Annotated in this window: 10 protein-coding genes; all 10 read right to left on the bottom strand. The window is 48.1% G+C overall.

Going from position 1 to position 20,943, the window contains the following annotated elements:
- Positions 1 to 440: 440 nt before the first annotated feature.
- Positions 441 to 4,874: an Ig-like domain-containing protein gene (locus tag HFP08_RS28295; protein WP_168123985.1), complete on the bottom strand. Its 4,434-nt coding sequence runs from the start codon at positions 4,872 to 4,874 to the stop codon at positions 441 to 443.
- Positions 4,875 to 5,064: 190 nt separating this feature from the next.
- Positions 5,065 to 6,267 (bottom strand): methionine adenosyltransferase, encoded by a 1,203-nt coding sequence (metK, locus tag HFP08_RS28290; RefSeq protein WP_168123984.1) that lies wholly within the window; start codon positions 6,265 to 6,267, stop codon positions 5,065 to 5,067.
- 225 nt (positions 6,268 to 6,492) lie between these two features.
- Complete coding sequence (locus tag HFP08_RS28285) at positions 6,493 to 6,777, bottom strand: alpha/beta-type small acid-soluble spore protein (protein ID WP_168123983.1); 285 nt, start codon at positions 6,775 to 6,777, stop codon at positions 6,493 to 6,495.
- Positions 6,778 to 6,958: 181 nt separating this feature from the next.
- Positions 6,959 to 7,516, bottom strand: coding sequence for a hypothetical protein (locus HFP08_RS28280; protein WP_168123982.1), 558 nt, complete (start codon positions 7,514 to 7,516; stop codon positions 6,959 to 6,961).
- Positions 7,517 to 7,599: 83 nt separating this feature from the next.
- A complete protein-coding gene (locus tag HFP08_RS28275; RefSeq protein WP_168123981.1) occupies positions 7,600 to 10,095 on the bottom strand; it encodes a hypothetical protein in 2,496 nt (831 codons plus the stop codon).
- 174 nt (positions 10,096 to 10,269) lie between these two features.
- On the bottom strand, positions 10,270 to 13,026 hold the full coding sequence (locus HFP08_RS28270; protein ID WP_168123980.1) for an S-layer homology domain-containing protein: 2,757 nt from the start codon (positions 13,024 to 13,026) through the stop codon (positions 10,270 to 10,272).
- A 523-nt stretch (positions 13,027 to 13,549) separates the two neighbouring features.
- Positions 13,550 to 17,761 (bottom strand): S-layer homology domain-containing protein, encoded by a 4,212-nt coding sequence (locus HFP08_RS28265; protein WP_168123979.1) that lies wholly within the window; start codon positions 17,759 to 17,761, stop codon positions 13,550 to 13,552.
- Between the two features lie 307 nt (positions 17,762 to 18,068).
- On the bottom strand, positions 18,069 to 19,217 hold the full coding sequence (locus HFP08_RS28260) for a glycosyltransferase family 4 protein (protein WP_481856630.1): 1,149 nt from the start codon (positions 19,215 to 19,217) through the stop codon (positions 18,069 to 18,071).
- A 322-nt stretch (positions 19,218 to 19,539) separates the two neighbouring features.
- Positions 19,540 to 20,298, bottom strand: a complete 759-nt coding sequence (locus HFP08_RS28255) for a WecB/TagA/CpsF family glycosyltransferase (protein WP_481856629.1) — start codon at positions 20,296 to 20,298, stop codon at positions 19,540 to 19,542.
- Between the two features lie 7 nt (positions 20,299 to 20,305).
- Positions 20,306 to 20,943, bottom strand: a 638-nt coding sequence (locus HFP08_RS28250; protein ID WP_206109340.1) for a polysaccharide pyruvyl transferase family protein, incomplete at its 5' end; no start/stop codon positions are given.

The raw sequence follows: 20,943 nt of genomic DNA, 5'->3' as shown, positions 1-20,943 counted from the left end.
TGTATGGTAGTGATTGTTCGACACCTTCACTTTACCAAATGAAGCGGTGTTTTTCTATGGCGTCAAGTCAACTAATCATTCGGCTTCAAACCTATGTCATGCCTACTGTAATGACCATTTTGACTCTGCGAAAGTTGAGTCTGTAAGTCGATTTTTTCGACTTACAGCTCACCTCACACTACTTTACGCCTCCGCAAGTCGACTTTTTCGACCTACAGCGCTCCGTACGCACCATTTCGCCTCTGCAAGTCGACTTTTTCGACTTACAGCTCACCTCACACTACTTTACGCCTCCGCAAGTCGACTTTTTCGACTTACAGCTCACCTCACACCACTTTACGCCTCCGCAAGTCGACTTTTTCGACTTACAGCTCACCTCACACCACTTTACGCCTCTGCAAGTCGACTTCTCCGACCTCCAGCGCTCCCTACTCCCCCCGTCACTCCGACAAGAAACCAGCCTTCTCCAGCAATCGCATTATCATGACCGCGCCTTCGGCGCGCGAAGCGTTCGCAGTCGGACTAAGCGTCGTGGCGGACTTGCCGTTAATGATGCCTAGGCTAATCGACTTCGCCATATTCGACTTCGCATACGAGCTGATTTTGCCCCGATCAGTGAACTTCTGCAAGTAAGAATCCTCGCTGCTTGCCAGATCCGTGTTGAGCCCGGCAACGACCGCTGCCCGCATCATCATCGTCGCCATATCCTGGCGCGTAATATAGCTGTTCGGCTTGAACGTAGTCGCGGTCACGCCATTCACGATGCCGGCCGATGCCGCCGCTCCGATATAAGCGCCCATCACCGTATCCTTATTCACATCTGTGAATTTAGCAGCCGCCTCACGGTCGCCGGATAAGCCCAGCCCCTTGGCGATATAGGTCGCGAATTCGCCGCGCGTAATCGACGCATCCGGATTATACGTTGTCGCCGTATGACCTTCCACGATAAATTTCCGCGCCAGCATCTGCACCGAATCCAGCGCCCAGTGCTTGCTCATATCGGAGAAGCTTGCCGAATTCCGCACCAAGGCGTAGGCGCTGTTGCCTTGACGCTTGAACACAGCCGTCGTTACGCCGTTTTCCTTCGTGAACGTAGTAGGCGCATAGGACAGCGTCCCGGTGACAGGATCGAACCATACCGCCGCCGAGCTGCTGCTGTCCACATTTTGCGTCGTCTTGATCGTGCGCGTGACGTAGCCGCTGAAATCCGTCAGCTCCTGCTTCAACGTGCCTACCGCTACCGCCGTCTCGAAGCTCACCGGTTCGCCGATCACCGACGCCTTCGAGCTCTTAAGAGCCGTGACAAGCGCTGAAGTTTTATCCGAGTCGCCTTGATCAATGCCTATCAGCAAATATTTGTTCACATTGTTGCTCCCGCCTGTAGCCGCCATCGTGCTGTAGTCCACCGTTTTCAGGGGAATTTCGTAGGTAATATCGCCATACTGCACCGCGAATGTCACATCGCCCTGCTTGTTCGCCATTTCCAGCGCGATAAGCGATATCGCTACATTGGCCGCCTGCTCGCTGCTCGGCACCTTGAACACAATGCGAGGATTGGCTAGTCCTGCATCGCGCGAGGTCGTTACCGCTGTAATGAACTTGTCGTTGTTCAAGGTGTAGCGATTCGCATATACGCCGGCAGGCGAGGTATCTGTCGTCACCGACGCACCGGAGGTCTTGATTCCGACCCCTCCGCCGTCAGCCGCTTCATAATCGCCGCTAAGCGTGTCGAGCAGCGTAGTCTGGTTTGCTACATTCTCGTTGGTGAAGCTGTCTATTGCCGCGCCTGTGTACGTCTTAAGCCCTGCAGAGCTGTTCACGTAAGATACCTGCACCGTATCGCCTACATTCGCCGGAGACGCAAGCGTAAGAATCGCTTTATTGCCCGCGACCTGCACCCCATTCACCATGCGCAGCAGCCCCTTCACCCGAACAAGAAAGAGACTCGTAGAAGGCACGGAGCTCGAATCCAGAATAGAGCCGAAGGACAGCGTAAGCACGGCCCCCTGCAAAATAGCGCTATTCATAGCCGTTGGCTGTCCGCTGCCCGTGCCTGTTCCCGTATTAGCCGTCCAGTTCGTGAACGAGGACGCCGCGTTGCCGTAATAATCCTTCACCGAGCTGCCGTTGCCGACAAAGGATACCTTGACCGTTTGCGTCGTACCCAAACTCGCGTTCAACGTCAGAATAACCGAATCTCCGGCCACAATCACATTATTGATTGCTTGCACCTGATTGTCCGCCAGAACGCTGAATTGATACGCAGCGGGCGGATACAACGAACTCAACAGCTCATTGTATTGGATCGTGACGATAGCGCCGTTCGAAGTGACGCTCTGCACGATAGGCGGCGTTACATCATAGCTTCCGCCGCCCCCACCTCCGCTGCTTCCATTCAAGCTGTAATTGCTGAAGGAGCTTACGTTATTCCCGGATATCCCGACCAGCGGGTAACTGACTGGACTGTACGATACACTGACAGATTGGCCGCTTGATATGGAAGCATTCATCGTCAATTGAACCACATTGCCGCTTTGCCAGATGGAGATGGGACTGTAATTCGTCGAGCCGATTTTTACCGTGAACTGTGTATACGCATAGGTCTGCACCTGAATTAACGATTCGCTAAAATTCAACACAACCGTATTGCCCGCCGCCGAACCGCTGACAACCGTCGGAGCTGTGCTGGTCGAGCCGTTCGACACCTCCAGAGCGGAGAAGCTCGCGGCCTGATTGCCGGACACATCTCTCACCTTGCCGTCAGTCGGTTTTGTGTACGACAGCACCACCTTCTGATTGCTGCCCGCCGAACTCGACAATGTCAGCGTCACGATATTGCCCTCCACCTTCGTCGCCGTCACGTTGCGAGGCGCTCCGGCAACTGTCACATAATAGCTCGCCGGAGACGGCTTCATACTGGTATCGAGGGGCTCATTATAAATCAATCGAATCGTGCTAGAGCTTACCTCGGATTTCGAGATCGTCGGCGCCGTCGTATCCCCGCCCATCGTCAGGAACGTCCATTGATATTGATTCATAATGCCGACGAACGCATTGCCTACCAGATCCGTCACAGCATTGTCGTCGATATTGATGTAATAATTCGTATTCGCCGCAAGCGCGGTGCCAGGCGTAATGACAATACTCTTATTACTAGATGAATCCACGGCAAAATTCCCCGGAATCGAACTGGAGCCATTAGCCGTGTAGAACGTAATCGCCCCCGAGCCCTTCATCACCGGCTGATCGAAGGTTGCCCTGAATTCCGTGCTCGTTCCAACCGTAACAGCACTAGCTCCATTTGCCGGGCTTAACGAAATCAACTGCGGCCTTGTCGAATCTGTCGTAATCGTGAAGCGCCATCCGCTTGTGCCGGAGATGCCCCCGAAGAAATTGCCCGCTCCATCCCGAATCGCCCGATTGCCAATCGTCACATAATAGCTCGTATTATTAACGAAGGACTTCGCAGGATCAGAGGAAGAGATATATTTGGTCGCGTCAATGGTGAGCGTCTTCGACCCTCCCCCCGTCACCCTTGCCGATGTAATCGGTATAGAGCGGAACAACGTGCCTCCGCTTGTTTGACGAATCTCGATATTGCCGCTGCTCGGATAGACATTCTCATTGAACGTCAGCGTCAGAGGCGTCTGCGTGCCGCTTATGCTGCCGTATTGGCTTGGCGTGCGAGACTGCAGCACAGGCGCGGATACGTCATTGCCGTAGCCCGTTGTGAAGCTCCAGATCGTCGCCGCGGAGATGCCGTAGAACCATTGACTCTCATTGGGCGCAGGCTGCGTGAACGCGCCCGGATCTATGAGCACATAATAAGACGTATTGGCGGCCAAATTGTTGGTGGGATCAATCGTGGCGGACCTTCTGTCGCCGCTTAGCGATACTCTTGCCCCATTCGCGGCGATTCGCTCTATTGTCGCATTATCGCTCACCCGTCGAATTTCTATGTATTTGCCCGCGCTCGCCTGAACCGCTTGGTCAAATCCAATCGTGAGATTGGCATCGATCGATACAAGCGTCGCATTATCCGCAGGCTCGAACGGCGAGGAAGAAAGATTGACCGGCGCAGCCGCCGTCGTGAACGACCAGGATACCCCATTAAACTCGTTGCCCGCCGCATCCTGGAAGTTGTCGCTATCGACCGTCACTGTATAAGCAGTGTTCGGAAGCAATGCTCCATCAGGCGTTATCGTAATGGTGCCGCTGCCGCTTCCTGTAACCTCACTCGAAGTTACCGCAATCTCTCTCGTATCATCTGTGGAAGAGAGGCGAATGCTGCCTCCTGCAGCATAGACAGGTTCATTGAAGGACAGCGACAGCTGTGAAGTAATAGACACCGAGCTTCCCTGAGGCGAGTGGCCGGTCTCGACGGGCTTCGTCGTATCTTCCACCGCCACCGTACGGAAATTCCATATCGTCGCCGACTGAATGCCGGAATAAGCCGCTCCATTCGAAACATTTCGAAACGCCCCCGCATCGATAAGCACATAATATTCCGTATTCAGCTCGAACTTATTGCCGGAACCGCTTAGAGCGGGGTCAATCGTTACCTCTTGCCGATTCGACGATAGAGATATCCGGCTGGAGCTCGCCGCAATATCCTCCACCAGCACATTTCCGTTCGTTTTATAAATATACACATGACTCGTGGACGAGCCCTTCGACACGCTCTCGTCGAACGTAATTTTTAAATCCGCGCCAAGCGGCACGCTTGTCAAATTATCAGCAGGAGCGAAGCCTAATACAACCGGCCCTCCGCTGGCGGCATGTGCAATAGATGATAGAGCAAGCCCTCCCGGCAAGCCAAGCTGAAGCAATAAGGCGAAGATGATCACAAGGGACAGCTTTCGATTCACAAACATTCGTTTCACTCCTCAATGAATACACTCGTACCTTATTTTTCGGCTGAGGAGCTTGAAAATTTTAGGGCACAGCAAAAAACGCCGTTATTCATTCTCCGGAAAGAAGGAATAACAACGTTTTTCATTCATCTTTTCTTTTAATGAGAAGCCTGCCGCCAGAAGCAACCAAACGTCTCATCGCATCAAACTTTTAAACGCCAGCATCGACTTTCAGCTTATCCGCCTTGTCCACGCGCTCCCAAGGGAGATCCACATCTGTGCGGCCGAAGTGGCCGTATGCAGCAGTCTGGGCGTAGATCGGACGACGAAGATCCAGCATTTTGATAATGCCAGCCGGACGAAGATCGAAGTTGCTCGTAATCAGCTCCACAAGCGTTTCCTCCGACACCTTGCCCGTACCGTACGTATCCACATTGATCGAAACCGGCTTCGCTACGCCGATTGCGTAAGCAAGCTGAATTTCGCATTTTTCCGCAAGACCCGCCGCAACGATATTCTTCGCCACATAACGAGCCGCATAAGCCGCGGAACGGTCAACCTTCGTTGGATCCTTGCCGGAGAATGCGCCGCCGCCATGACGCGCGTAACCACCGTAAGTATCTACAATGATCTTGCGGCCTGTCAGACCCGCATCGCCTTGAGGACCGCCAATAACGAAACGACCCGTAGGATTGATAAAATATTTCGTAGCCTCGTCCAGCCATTCCACCGGAACGACAGGCTTGATTACATGCTCCATAATGTCCGCTTGGATTTGTTCCAAGGTAACTTCCTCCGCGTGCTGCGTCGACACGACAATCGTATCTACGCGAACCGGCTTGCCGTCCTGATACTCAATTGTCACTTGCGTCTTGCCATCCGGGCGAAGATACGGCAGTGTCTCATTCTTGCGCACCTCAGACAGCTTGCGCGCAATGCGGTGCGACAAAGCGATTGGAAGCGGCATAAGCTCAGGCGTCTCGTTCGTCGCGAAGCCGAACATCAAGCCTTGATCCCCTGCTCCAATATCTTCATTCTCTTGCTTCATATCCTTGCCGTCGCGAGTCTCCAGCGCAGCATTGACGCCTTGCGCAATATCCGCAGACTGCTCATTCAAGGAAGTAAGTACCGCGCAGGTGCTGGAGTCGAAGCCATACTTCGCCCGCACATATCCAATATCCTTAATCGTGCGACGCGCAATCGCCGAAATATCTACATAATCCGCACGGCTGCTGATTTCACCAATGACAAGCACCAAGCCTGTCGCTACCGAAACCTCGCATGCCACGCGGGCATAGGGATCTGCCTCAAGAAACGCATCCAGAACCGCATCAGATATCTGATCGCAGATCTTGTCGGGATGGCCTTCCGTAACTGACTCTGACGTGAACAAGTGGCGTCCTGCTACTGACATCCGTATCAACCTCCTACATATAAGTGCTCGAATCTTCCGAACAAAAAATGAACCTTCTCCGCGAAGGAAAAGGTCATTCCGTATTCCTCATCTAAAAAGTTATAATACCGAACTTGTCGCTTAGTGTCAATGGACAGGCGGACAATGCCGACAAATTGTGCCGACATTTTTGTCAGGCATAACTCGCATGACATCCCCTTACCCATTGACATCGCGACCCGTCTCTTACAGTGAAAATCCGCTGCCAAGAGCTTGGGAGGCTTGCGCGACCAAGCGCTTAGTGATTTCTCCACCAACTGAGCCCGCTTGTCTAGTTGAAATAGCCGACCATTGCACGCTGCCATGACCGCCAGCGCTCGATACCGATCCAAGCTCGCCCGCAAACTCCGTATCCGTAGATCCACCGGCATAACTGGATGAACAAAGACCAAACTCGGCAGCTATTTCATATTTCATCGCGTTCAGGGCAGCTTGGCAGCTCGGCACCACGCATTGATTGGAACGACTCATGAGATACACCTCCGTTAGAAGTTAAGAACACAACCTTATTGTGCGTCTTGAGTCGACCAGCCAAGCGTATAACCTTCTGGCATCCGGTGCAAAATATGTCACAACTGCCATGACATTGTATGACGTATAATGACAAAAAAACGACGCATACTTATGATTAAGCATGCGCCGTTTCGCCAAATTATTTAATGGTGTAACTGCCTCGCACAAGCAAGGTTAGGGGCGCAATCTCTTCCGGATTTGCCTTAATGCCTCTGCCATCGCGAGGGAACCAGATTAAGTGTTCTTTTGGAACCTCAGAACCGCTCTTAATATCAACACCTTCTGTTACATCCGAAATGCCATTCGTATCCGAGCTGTACGCAATCGCCATTCCGACACGAACAACAACCTCCGTACCTGCGGCAGCCATTAACGTCTGCCCAATCCCAAGCTCGACAACCTCTAGCGGCGCCATCCCTTCGCTCGAACCGCCAGTACCAGAACCATTCGTTCCGGTATTGCTTCCTGTTCCATTCGAGCCACTACCTGTATTCGTGCCGCCGCCAGAGCCGCTTGCTCCGCCAGTTAACTTGGCTATTTGCTCATCCACATAGCTCTTCGTTACGACCGGATCCTCAATCGTGCCTGGCGTAATCGCCGAATCCGCATCCACCGGCTTCGCCACGATCATCCCGATCCAGATTCCTGCCGTCACCAGCGCGGCTGCACCGAACACCTTCAACACTCTTTGCTTCACGTCAGCTGTCCCCCTCCGCTAGTATCCTAGTGATAGGATACTAGATTTGAGAGTTGTTGGGTAGTTTTTTTGAAATGTTGGTTTTACTCTACTGTGAACCATTTTAATTCCTTAGAAGCGACTAGTATCTTCGCATCTTCATAAACATCATAAATATTGAGCTTATATTTATCATAGCTTTGAACTTTTGATTGAATAGCCTGATCTTCGAATTGAATTTCAAAAGCTTGATCGTTTGCTTCCTCAAGCTCAATCTCTCCATTTGCAGGATTACCAAGCGTGAATTCCTTCGAATAGGTTGTTTTGCCTGTTCCTTGATCTACAAATTCGAACATCAGCTTGTGATTGCCAGCAATATAATCATAGGCTGTATCTCTCACAAGATCATAATCGAAAGTTAACTTTAAACCTGTTACGGTATACATGCCCGTTACATTCAGCATTGCATTAACTCGGTTAAGGTTTAATGTGTATCCAGGCAATTGAATCTTATTTAATGTACTATTTACAGTAGTTACATCATTTGATGACAAACTGTACTTAACAGGTTTGACCAAAATATTGCCTTTGTTTTCTGCTGAATCTGCAGCACTTGCCACTGACTGTCCGAATACAAATTCATAATCAGAAGGATCAATGCCTTTATCGATTTTTGCAGATGCGGATAACAGAACATTTCCATTGGCGGCAACCTTTTGGTCAAATGTGCTGAATGATACAGGAATAACTTCTCCTGAATTATCTACCAGGTAACCAGTCATTTCTGATATCGAGGATGCTCTTAACTCTTTATTGGCAACTTCGAATTCAGCATAGAAGTAATCATCAGATTCACCTTCATAAATCATCGATTTCAAAAGCTTTGCATCGGATTTTTTGCCTGAAATTTTATTAGAATAGATTTCATTCTTTTTAATTGATGAGATTTCAGTTACTTTCTGACCACTGAAGTTATAAATCGTTTTATCGGCACTATTAGCTGATGATTTTTCTGTAAGTACAAAAGAAACATTATCAAGATTTGTTGAATATGGAATTTCGGAATAAACGACAAAATTATAGGTCGCAGCTGAACCAAGCGTGACATTGCTGTCAAGCGCGGCTTTCTGAGCTTCAACTTCCAGTTTGACTCCGTTTATCATAAAGTATCCTGTCAAGTTAGGAACACTTGTTGTAGACGTGCTAGTGTTTTTAATCTCGACATCCGCAATTAAATAATCAGTATCTGCGGAAGCAGTACGTTGTATCGCATTAAGGTTAACTTCATAATTACCATATTTATAAGTTGTCGCTGCGCTTCCAGAAGCCTGTTCTTTTCTGAATTGATACGCCCCGACTACATAACCATTGGATTTGTCAGTGACGCCTGAACAAACGATTAACTTAGCCTTGGACAGATCCACATCTGACACCGTTTTTCCTGTAATGGTAAGTACTTCTCTCATATTAGGAAGCAACTTGGATTGACTCTCATCCGTCTTCGTGTAGGTTAACGGATAAGAAATCCCATCATCCGTAACTAACGAGAAAGAGAAGTCAGGATAATTGACCGCTTTCTTCCCTGTATTTCGTAATGCATATTGAATCGTCACCACACTGCTATCAATGTTGCGATCAACAAACGATGAGTCCACGAAAGTATTAACTTTCTCACCTGCAATGTAGGTCGTTTTCGCAACATTAGCTGCTGTCAGTGTAGAATCTTGTAATGTCGGTAGAACAAACGAAGCAATTGGAAGCTTAATGTCCGACGATTGCTCCTTAACTGATGGAACCAATGATAACGACTTGCCAACGATCTGCTTCGGAAGCGTCACGTGCATTGTTATCGTTTCAGTTTCCTTTGGTTGCAATATAGTACTTGATAATTCACTAGCTTCAACCGGATATACTTCTGAATTCGCGGTTTGGATAAAGAGATTCATGCTAGATAAATCAATGGCATTAAGTCCTTGATTTTGCATTTCAAGGTTAATCTGCAGATATGCATTATTGCTATCCTGTGTAAGCGTATATTGCTTAACGGAAGTTTGTACTTTCGTATCATTATAGAGCATAGCAACAGATTTATTATAAGGCGTTTGCTCGCTTAGACCTTTACCATATTGAATGGAACCAAGCACTCGTTCATAATTCGCAGCGGAAAAGTCCCACTTCACAATATTGAATTTCATATCGGACATGCTGGATGCTTGATCAACATACGAGTAGTATGTAATTAATTTACTGGAATTGGGAGCAACGGTAGAGACAGATTTATCTTGCTCCGAAATTTTAGTAGAAAATGATTTTCCACCTGAAGAAGTGACTCTTACCCAATAATCATTCAAAGATATTTCGCTTGACCCTTTATTTGTGATTAGGAAAGTATAGGCCAATACTCTTCCGCTGTCTTGCGTTAGAAATTGTGCATCTTGCAGTTGTATAGTGCTGTTTGCATTCAAATACACAATTTGATTTGTAATGGAAGAGGATGCAGCATTAGCTATTGGTACAGGATATGCCGCTATTCCGCCTTGAACCAATAGCACACAAGTTGTTGCTGCTACGACTCCCTTTTTCGCCCATTTTAAATTCATAATTCTACCTCCAGATTGTTTGCTACTTGTATAGACGCTACTTGTTAGACAATTGTTTCTTGCAAGCAACAGAAACTATCATATTTTTTATTTTAACATGGAAGTGTGAATTTAAAATGAACAAAAAAAGGTCTCACGGTTATAACCATGAGACCTTTTAATAAATTATACAGATTAAGGAGTTACTACAGGAGCAGCTTCTACATAAACAGTAGCTGTTCCAGTTGCGCCGTTAGTTGTCAGGTAAGTGATTGTTGCAGTACCTGCGCCTTCAGCTTGAATTTCCATTGTACCATTATCTACGGATACTACTTCCACGTCGCTAGTTGCAAGCAAGCCAACAGCATTAGGAAGTTCTACACCATACTGATCCTTCACTGTAACAGTTACCGGAAGAGCCGCATCACCATCTGTAAGGCTATATTCTGACTTATCGAAGGAGATTGTTGTAGCTACTGGAGTAGCTTTGGAAACTGTAACTTCTGTTTCAGCAAGCTTAGTAGCACCTTTGTATGCTGCAACAGTAGCAGTTCCAGCATCCACACCCGCGATTGTATTAGCATCAACTATACTTACAACGGATGGGTTAGATGTGGTTACAATATCAAATGCGTCAGTTTGTTTAATGACAACTTCTTGGCCACCAGACAATTTACCGACAAGAGTGATATCCTTGTTATATTTGTCTGCAGAAACGCCACTTGGAGGATCACCAGCATATACTGTGCCTACGGCTTTGATTGCATAGGATTTAACATCAGATGCTTTTACAACTTCTACAGTTGTTTTGAAAGCAGTATCTGTGTTTGAGCTAAAAAGATCGATGGAGATTTCAACTTTACCTGTTGTAGAAGGATCTGCGGCAAGAGGCTTATTTCCATCTGCATCAACTGCACCAAGAGTTAGTGTCGCAGCACTAAGATTGATATTTACATCGCTTAGGCTAGAAACTTTTTTAGTACGGTTGTAAGAATCGAGATAAGTGATGTTAGCTGGTTTTACAGTTGTAAAAGCGCCGTTTGCAATGTATTTAGCAACATCAAATCCGTTGATTTTAACTGCAGTGGCTTCTGTACGAACATCCAATTGAAGTTGACCAGCTTGAGCGCCATCTACGTATGCATAGATGTAAGCAGTTCTGTCAGAACCAACATCAGTTGGGTCGAATTTGAACACCAATTCACCTTTTGCATTCAACTTAGGATAATGATCCGCAAATTTAACGCTTGAATTGAAAGATACTTGAGAAAGATCTACATCTTTACCCGCGATTGGAGCATCAAATGTATCAGCCGCTTGGAAAGGAATTACTACTTCTTCGTTTGCAGCAATGATAACTCCAGGGTTGCTCATTTGGAATGTTTTTACTTTTGCAGCAGCTGCTACTACGAATGAGATAGAAGCGTTAGCACCAGTAGTTGGGTTAAGAGCAGAGATTACAACAGTACCTGCTTGAACACCAGTTTTGAATGTCAATACGCCATCTTCATCAACAGCAAGTTCAGTAATGATTGTGTTGTCATTTACCAAGAACGTAATTCCGTCAAGAACTACTTGCTTAGAAGAATCGATTGTTTGAGAGTCTGGTCCAGCCAGTGTCAGAGAAGAACCATATTGATCTGCCAAAGTATAAGGAAGTACAAGACCATCTTGACCTACAGAAATGCGATCTTTGCCTTCTTTTGGAGCAGGAGCAGTCAAAGTGATTGCTGTTGCAGAGCTTCCAGCAACTACTTTGAACGATTTAGTAGTAGTCAACCCACTACCAAGGTGGGAAGCTGTTACAACGATGTTGTCGTCAATACGAGCAACTGCATCACTTGAAAGATCTACTTTGTAATCAGCACCAGGAGTGATTGTTTTGCCATAAGTCGCGTTGTATACCGAAACATTTAGAATCGGGCTTTCGATTTCTTTATCGAATTGGTTGTAAAGTTTTACTTTCAGATTTTGACCGGCAGCCTTTTGAAGAGAGTTAGCTCCGATTTCAATCTTAGTTGGAACTTCATTTACTACAGTAACTTGAACTGCGTCAAATTCACCAACAGTTACAGTGTAAGTAGCAGCAGGCAGATAGTTCGAGCTAAGAACTACAGAGATCATGTCATCAGCCCAAGTGGAAGTTACATCATACTTAACAAGACCGTTTTGTACGGTGTAAGTCAAGTCAGCTGCTTCGTCTTCAGTAACAGCTTTGTTGAATTGAACTGTAATTTCGCCTTTGCCAGTTTGAGCTACGGATTTAACCATCAGCTCACCAGCAGACATAGCAACTTCATAAGCTGTGTAGGAAGATACTACAAGCAATTCGCGAGTTGCAGGAATTGTGTAGTCTTCTTGTGAAGGCAACAGGCCAGCTGCAACTGCTGCTGCAACATAATCTTTCGCCCAGTCGCTTACAGTACCGTCAACAGCTTCGCCGTCTGGTACGTCTTGACCAAGGAAGCCAAGAGCTTCGATAGCCATTTTAGCAAGTTGCTCAGTAGTCACTTCGTCGGATGGTGCAAATTTGTTGTTGCCCATACCGTTAAGGATACCGATGCTTGTTGCGTAGTTGATGAAGTCAGTTGCCCAACCTGCACCAACAAGGTCAGTATAGCCAGCGTCTGGAACGGAAGTTCCTTCCGTGTAACCAGTAAGCAAAGCAATGATTTTAGCTGCTTGCGCACGAGTCATGTTGTCATCCAGATGAGCTTCGCCGTCTGGCATTCCGTCAAAGATACCTGCTGCAACTAGTGCATCATATTTCTCTTGTGCTGTTTGCTCTGTTGCGTTGTCAGCAGCGAATGCTACCGATGCGAACATGGAGAATACCATGGCAATCGCAACTAAAAGTGATAAACTTTTTTTCATAACCTTTTTTTCTCCTCCTCTAAATACCTTCGGTTGTTGAGAGTTTTGTTTGGATAATGAATTGCTCGTTTCCCTCATAGCCGATTCACCCCCTTCCCAGAGTAGAGCATGGATTGTATAAATAATGTCTACGGACATGGTCAACCCTATGAAATCACATGTCGTAGAAACTTGTAAACCATGAAAGAATAGATGCTAGTCTAGCAGCATCACTATAACATTATACAATGGGCAATCCGTACCGTAAAGAGGAAGTTGAGAATTCATTCCAATTGATTTCCAATCGGCTTCCTGCAGCACTTGAATTAGGCAATTGTGATAACGTCATGAATATAAACGTAAGTTTCGGCGAAAAGTTGCGATGTATTTAAAAAAAATTTGAAAATATGTTTTAATTCCGTCCTGCCAAGCTCTTCGCCTTTTATTACCTTGCTAGTATAGCTTGTTTGTGGATATGCAGTCGATGCAAAAAGTTTTCCATGGATAATGTTACACCTATATGAAACTCGTACAAGCTTATGTACCCGGAACAGGCTTCAATGAAACGATTTATATAATAGAAAGAAGAGATCAGCGCAAAGCCGATCTCTTGCCCTCTGTACTAATTGTAGATGGCCGGAAGCTTCTTCATATCATTCATGACACGCGCCATGATAATGGCGGCATCGCTGCGCAGCATTTTTGACTGCGGTTCAAATGCAGAGCCTTCCTTCGGATTGCTAGCATTAATTAAACTGCCTTGTATGAAACCCTTCTTCTGGACCGCAAGAACGTAAGGTATGGAATAGAAATCAAATTTGCCCGAGTCCGTGAAAATCTTGTCCAGCGACTTCTTCGCCTTGTCCGCATTGGTCTCCAGCTTGAGTTGAAGCGCTCTGGCAAGTATAGTAGCCGCCTCTTGACGCTTTAGTTCTTGGTCCTCGTCGAAGAAGCCTGGACGCTTGCCGTTAACAATGCCCGCTCTAGCCGCTGTCTCGATATAACGGTAGTCGTAGATCGCGCTGGCATTGTTCGCGTTCGTAATGGTCTCTGGATAATAAGAGAAATGCAGATCGCCTTCGAAATTAAGCGGCAGATCCAAAGCTCTAACGATCATGCGTGTGAACTCGCCACGAGTAACATAACGATCGCCGCCGAACAAACCAACCGGATCAATCGCATTCATAATACCTTTAGCAAAAATCGCTTCCATCGCTTCACGTGCATAAGGATGATCGGTAATATCATTGAAACCGCGTGTCAATTTTGTTGCTACATAGTAACCGAACTTCGTGAACGGTACAGTAACCGTATGTTTCTTCTCGTCCACAACCCCGCCAATATTCTCCCATGTGCTGTCATACGGATCAAATCGGAATACGGTAATCGTTGTACCTGCGCTCTGAACAACACTTGGGTCATAAGCGATGGTTAACTCTCCCGGTTCACTTGGAATCAGTTCTCGATCATATTGGTTCCATCTGCTTGCGAAGGTGCCGTCATACTTGTTGAGCAGGTTCGGGAACGGGAACGGATCCAGTCCTGTCGTAATCGGATCATAGCTTGGAGATGATGGATCGGGATTATCCGCCAGCCCGCCGTCTATCCAGAACAATGGACTTGCTTTGATGAACTGTCTCGCTTGATCCTGAAATCGGTAGCCGATATGCAGATTGCCTTCCGCTTGACTGTTAGCGGAATAATTGGGCGGCTGACTCTCGTACAAATGCCGATCAACAATGCCATCATTCGGATTGGCTATCGCGAATAACAGATCATTTTCATTATAGACCTGCGTAGCATACCCGTTTTGATCATTGTAAGCCGGTCTGATCAATTGCGTATTCTTCTCAAAATTAAGCTCTAATGCGCCATTGAACAACTTATGCTTCGAGGACATGGTTTCCATCATCTCTGCGCCAGGAATGTTCGTCGGCACATATTTCACGATAAGCTCTTGCGAGATTGTATCGTCACCGCGCGTAATATCGAATTTGATTTTCGTTTCTTTGTTTGCCTTCAAATCCATGACCACCGCACGGAAAGCTTCGCTATAGGTGTCCCCGTCGCCGCCATGATCGACGAAGGTAACCTTCTCGGCCTGCTCCTTGTTAACGACAATCTTGTCCGCGCCAGGCGAAGTAATGATAACCTCAACGAAATTCTTGTTCGTAACCCTCTCTTCCACAAGCGGAGACTTAATCGTGTACGGAATGGATATCGGGTTGATCTCCATACGATACGTCGCCCTTGGTCCTGCAGATCCTGCGTTGAATACGGTAATAACGTAGACAAGCGCACTGCCGTCCTCCGGCATCACTTCATTCGTGATATCGAATAAGAAGCTTTGATCATCGACATCATAATAGAAGGTAACATTTGCTTGACCCGTAGGTTCGCTGCCTCCATTAAATTCAACATCGGCATTAGTAGCGATGTCTCCAATTTTCAGAATCGACCGATTCTTATCTGTTAGTTTGAACTTCTTGGATAGATCCCATTCAACCGGCGTCTCCCAATTCGGAGAATCGATGGTGACAATATAATTAGGCTTGGATGTGCCCAAACTGTTCAGCTTATTCTGCACATCTCCCTTACCGCCCAGATCGATAAAATCGAAGGTGCCATGAACATTGAATTCTGCCTCTGTTGTCGTGTATACGGTGCCTTGCTTGTCAAAGCCTGCATCGTTCGCAACTGGCGGCCACTGACCTGCTGAGTAAGGATATACCCCGTCTGTATTCGGAGCCGGAACCAGCGGGAGATTGGTCGGCACAATGCTAAACTTTAAGGTGTACTCATAGCTGTTGCTAACCGTACTGAATACGAACTTGATCGTATTGTCACCGGCTTTGTTCAATACATTAGCGATCTTGTTGACCGTTGCTGTAACGACATCCGGATCGTTGCTTGCAATGCCCGCTGGACGGAACATAGCTTTGTCCGAACCTTGTTCGAGCGGTATCTCTACATTATTAATGTAGAGAAAGACAGATTGATTCGGCACTGCGTATTTAATTTCATCATCGTTAACAATGTTATAGAGTTGGCCCTTCATATCCCCAAGGGCAGTCAACAGAGTTGCGTTCGAACCCGCAACGGTATCAAACTTCACATCCATGCCGTCAACGATTTTATCGAACTTCACGTAAGGCCCATAAAGCAAACGGGCAATTACTGTTTTTGTTTCTGTTGAAGCCGAACCATGATTTAATTTAAAAGTAATATTATTCGTCCCGGACTTCGGAAGCTTCCGAATCTCCATGAATACGCGCAAGAACGATTGTTGTTCGTTATTGACAGTTCTGGTTACCACTTGTGCAAGGGGCGCCCCCGTGATATCCGTTGCAGAAGGCTCCATCACCATTCGATATTCAATAAGCGCGGATGAAGGTGATGTGCCAATAATTATTTTCTCTGCCAGGTTAACTAAAGTTCCCAAGTTTGCACCTGTAATCGACTCATAATTGCCGATAAGAACTTCCACACCCATTGGAACGGAATAGACATCTACGCCGCCGGCTGGAATATCAGTACTCTGAAGGCTTAGAATCCGGCTTGCATCATTGGCTTTTGTACGGTAGGTCGAAAGCGTCGTTGTCATGGTGCCGTCAAAGCCGGATAGATAATTAATGTCCTGGATGAACGCTTTTGAGCTGTCGCGCAATGTGAAATAATTAGAAGAAGACCAGTCCCACTGCGTTAGGTTTGGCGCTTTGAAGCGGAAGTTATATTTGGTATCAAAGTCCAGCGTATTAGGTAATGAAAATGTAAAGTTGACCGTAATGAACTTTGTGCTTGAATCAATCACGGCTGGCGTATGCGTAATCGAGTCAGGTGAAATTTCCGTCCCCGTTGTCCCTTGCTGCATTTTCATCATGGCTGCCAGAGCAGTATTAATAGCTGCTGAATCAGTAAGATCAACAGGCACGACAGGGTCGACACTCAAATCGCTGAGCGGCAGCGGCAGAATAGCTGTGCCATCGATTTGCAATCCCGTATCCGTGCTGGTTGAGAAATCCATGTTCTGCACAAGATCTGCGGATTGCACTGGAGTAGCATTGTTTCTGATTTTCATATTGTAATATGTTACTTCACCATTATAGAAGGCCACTTGTCTAGTCGTTTCAACGATTTGACCGCCATTGTACACTTTGAATTTAATCGTGTTCAGCCCTTTGTCGATGCTTAACTGCGAAGTGCTGAACCGATTATTGTTCGAAGCTGTGGATACGTTGAAGTCGTAGCTTCGACCGTTGATGTCAATATTGACCTTCGTCGCATTCGGCGCACGCCCGGTAATAACCATTTGTCCTTGGCTCTGAACATTCGTAGCTGTGGAATACAGCATAGTTGGCTGGTCCTCAAGCATGTCGAAATCTTTGTTTTCAAATGTAATCTTAAGATCATACAACATAGGGCTGTCGCGGAATTCGATATAAATCGACTCCGTCACTGTTGATGTACCTGCAACGCCTTTGAACGTAATTTTGTTCATGCCCGGGAATAGAGCGAGGCTGCTAATGTTGATCGTATTATCCCCGGAGGTAGCGATGCCTGTTGTAATCTCCTCTGTCGTGTTCAGCACCTGCTCCGTCCCCGAGGAAGTAACCTGCTTCACGTTGTAGCTGATCGAGCTTCCGACAACGCCGTTAATCGTACCCGTAAGCGCTACGGAGCTGGTAGATACAATTCTTGCGTTCGCTCTGGAATCATTTTCGTTCGGAAACAGGAAATAAGAGCCTGCGGCGGAGGCCGTGTCAGGCTTTATGTAAGAGGGCAATAGCGTTATAAGCAAAGCGATGATGAGCATCAGTGATAGTGATTTTTTCAAAAGCGTGTTCCTCCTTTAAGTCATTGCATAGAACTTGTTCATCATGTGTCAGCGGGCCGTCGTATCAGCAGCTTGCGAATCTTGCTTATAATGGTTCCTCCCTTGCTCGCTTCCAAGAAGTAGTAATGGCGCTCCTTGATTAGACGCTTTCCAATTGGAAAAAGTTCTGTACCTTCTATATCGGCTTTATGAGCCCTGATGTTTATACAAACAAGCGGATTCCTCCGACATTCGAAAAGCGACCAAATAAAAAAGCCCCTTATCCCTGGAAGAGACAAGAGGCTTAGAGTCTATGATAGCATTGATATCAGGATTTGCCGCGCGATTGCGTGTCGACCTTGGGTCTTCGTGCGCGAATTTTCGCGAAGAAATTGATGAGGGGACGTCTGGTCTTGTCCACAATGCCGGTAATCTCGGCCCCGATCTGCAAGAAGAACATCAGCATGCAGATAACGGCGAAGGTAATCCAATTGGCTGCGCTCGATTGCACGACTGCGGATTGAATAATAGCGAGAACACCGAAGACGGCGGCAACGCCCCAGATAATCAGTACGGTGCGTCTGTGGCTAAAGCCCAGATCGCGCAGTCGATGATGCAAATGGCCTTTGTCCGGCGCGAAGATCGGACGTTTGTTCACCCAGCGGCGAACGATGGCGAAGAAGGTATCCGACAGCGGTACGCCGATAATAAGCAGAGGCGTTACGAAGGATACGATCGTAACCTGCTTGAAGCCAAGCATGGACAACGTCGCAAGGCTGAAGCCCAGGAAGAGGGAGCCGGAGTCGCCCATGAAGATTTTGGCAGGATGGAAATTGAATACCAGGAATCCCGCGATTCCGCCGAGCAGCAAGGTGCTAAGCAGAATAACAGGCTGAAAGCCCATAATCGATGCCATGACGACAATGGTGGCAATCGCGATACCGGACACGCCGGCCGCAAGGCCGTCAAGACCGTCAATTAGATTAATCGCGTTGGTAACGCCGACAATCCACAGAATCGTAATCGGAATGGCGATCCACTGGCCAATTGGCTGCATCGCATCTCCAAAAGGAATGTTGACGAGATCGATCTTCACGTCGAAGCCGAAGACGACCACGCATGCCGCCGCAAGCTGACCCAGCAGCTTCACCTTGGCGGAAAGCTCGAAGCGATCATCCAGCGCGCCCAGAATGATAATGATCGTGCCGCCGACAAGCAGCGCGTTGATCATGTTCACATCGCGAGGACGAAGCAGACCGTCCGGAATGAACGGCGAAACGGCCAGAAATGCTCCGACGAAAGCGACGTAGATCGCGAGGCCGCCCAGACGCGGCATAATGCGCGTATGTACTTTACGGTGATTGGGCTTATCTATGGCGCCGATTTTGAAGGCGAATTTTTTGACAAGCGGAGTCATGATTAATGCTAATATGAGTGCGACGGCAAAACCGATTGCGTACAAGAAACCAATTGGCATACGAAATACTCTCCTTTGTGTGGAAGCAGAAGCTCATTCACCGCCTTCCATTCTGAAGGCTTACGGCGCTTGGAAACCAGTCTTAGGTTTCGCCGGGAATCGAGCTATTATGCACAGCTCGCTGCTAATCTGCAATCCATTAGCTACCGAAGTGAATTATACTCCGATCCATAATGAAATACCATCTCTATTTTCAATCAATTTTCACAAGGTGAAACGGTTTTGCCGTATTTTGGCGGCAGAGTGCGTTTCATTCCGGTGAAATATAGAGAAAGTATGGCGAATTTGTATACTTTCCTATATTTTGAAAAAAGGCGATTTTTCAACCAAAAGGACGAGGTTTTGTTACATTATCTTTGTTGCGCAGCACTTTCACGACAAATTTCGGCAGCGCAAGCATTCTCTTGTACCTCTTGGGCTCTTGAATCAAGCGGTAGAGCCATTCTATCCGAAGCTTCTGAACAAGCACAGGCGCGCGCTTCAGCTTGCCCGATACAACATCAAAGCTTCCGCCGACGCCCATAATGAACGGGACATTCAAACGCTCTTTGTAAGCAACGTTCCAATCTTCCTTCTCCATGCCTCTGGCAATAAACAAGAGATGCGGCTTCAGCTCGCGGATTTCTTCGACGATTTCTTCGTCCTGATCCGGTCCGAAATAGCCGTTCCGATAGCCGATGATGCGAACCTGCGGATACTGCAGCTGCAGCGTCTCCGCCGCGCTCTCGATAATCTCTTGCGTTGTGCCGAGCAGATATACCCGCCACTTCCGCTTCTCGCCCTGCTCGAGCAGGCGATGCATGAGATCGAAGCCGGTCACGCGCTCGGCGACGGGATCGCCGCCCACCTTGGCCGCCCACACGACTCCGGCGCCATCCGGCACGATAAGATCGGCCTGCCTCAGCACGCGGGCAAACTCGGGATTTTCAAGAGCGGACATCACCATGATCGGATTGGCCGTGACGACATGGGTCAGCTTGCCTTCCTCGATGTTATTCGTCAAGTAGCTGACGGTTTCGTCCATGCTCAGCTTGGAGAATGGGATGCCGAATATCGGCACGGTTGGTAGTTGATTCGACAAGAGGAAATCACCTCGATGTATATTGACGCAATCTTTGTATGATTTGTTGCGCTGGCTGCTGCGATTTTTCGATTAATTGCGCAATCGCCGCTCCATGCTCCGTCCGCCACGCCTCGCCGTTATCCAGAAGTCTGCAAGCTTCTTCGGCAAAATGCTCCGGATCGAGCGCGTCGACAGTTCCAATTGGCGCAAGATTCAGCTGACGCAGAAACTGATCGATCTTGGGATCGTACGACAGTCCAAGCATCGGCACGCGCTGCCCCGCAGCGTAGATTAGCGCATGGAGGCGCATGCCGAGCAAAGCGTCGCATTCTCTGACCGCGAGCAGCATGCGCTGCGGGTCGTCGCCCGGAGCGGCAAGCTCGGCGGAGCTTCCTTCGCCGAGCTTGCCGCTCAGCCGTTCCAGCACCCCGGACGACGTGATCTCGTCGTCCGGGGTGTGGAACGGCAGGAAGCGCAGGCGCACGGCTCTGCGCTTCGTCAGCGCGAGCAGCGCCTCGACGGCGCGCGCCGTGTCCGCGCCGTCCGCGCGCCAGCGGCGCAGCGAGACGCCGAGGATCGGCGGCGTCTCGCCCGCGCGCGCGCTCGCGGCGCCGGCGCCAGCCGCGCCGTCGGCGCCGCCCGCAGGCGCCGGCGCGCCCTCCG

This window comes from Paenibacillus sp. HB172176 (assembly GCF_011947265.1).
Classification (GTDB): domain Bacteria; phylum Bacillota; class Bacilli; order Paenibacillales; family Paenibacillaceae; genus Pristimantibacillus.
The sequence above is the reverse complement of the archived record's forward strand: the minus strand, read 5'-3'. Positions and strand labels throughout refer to the sequence as shown.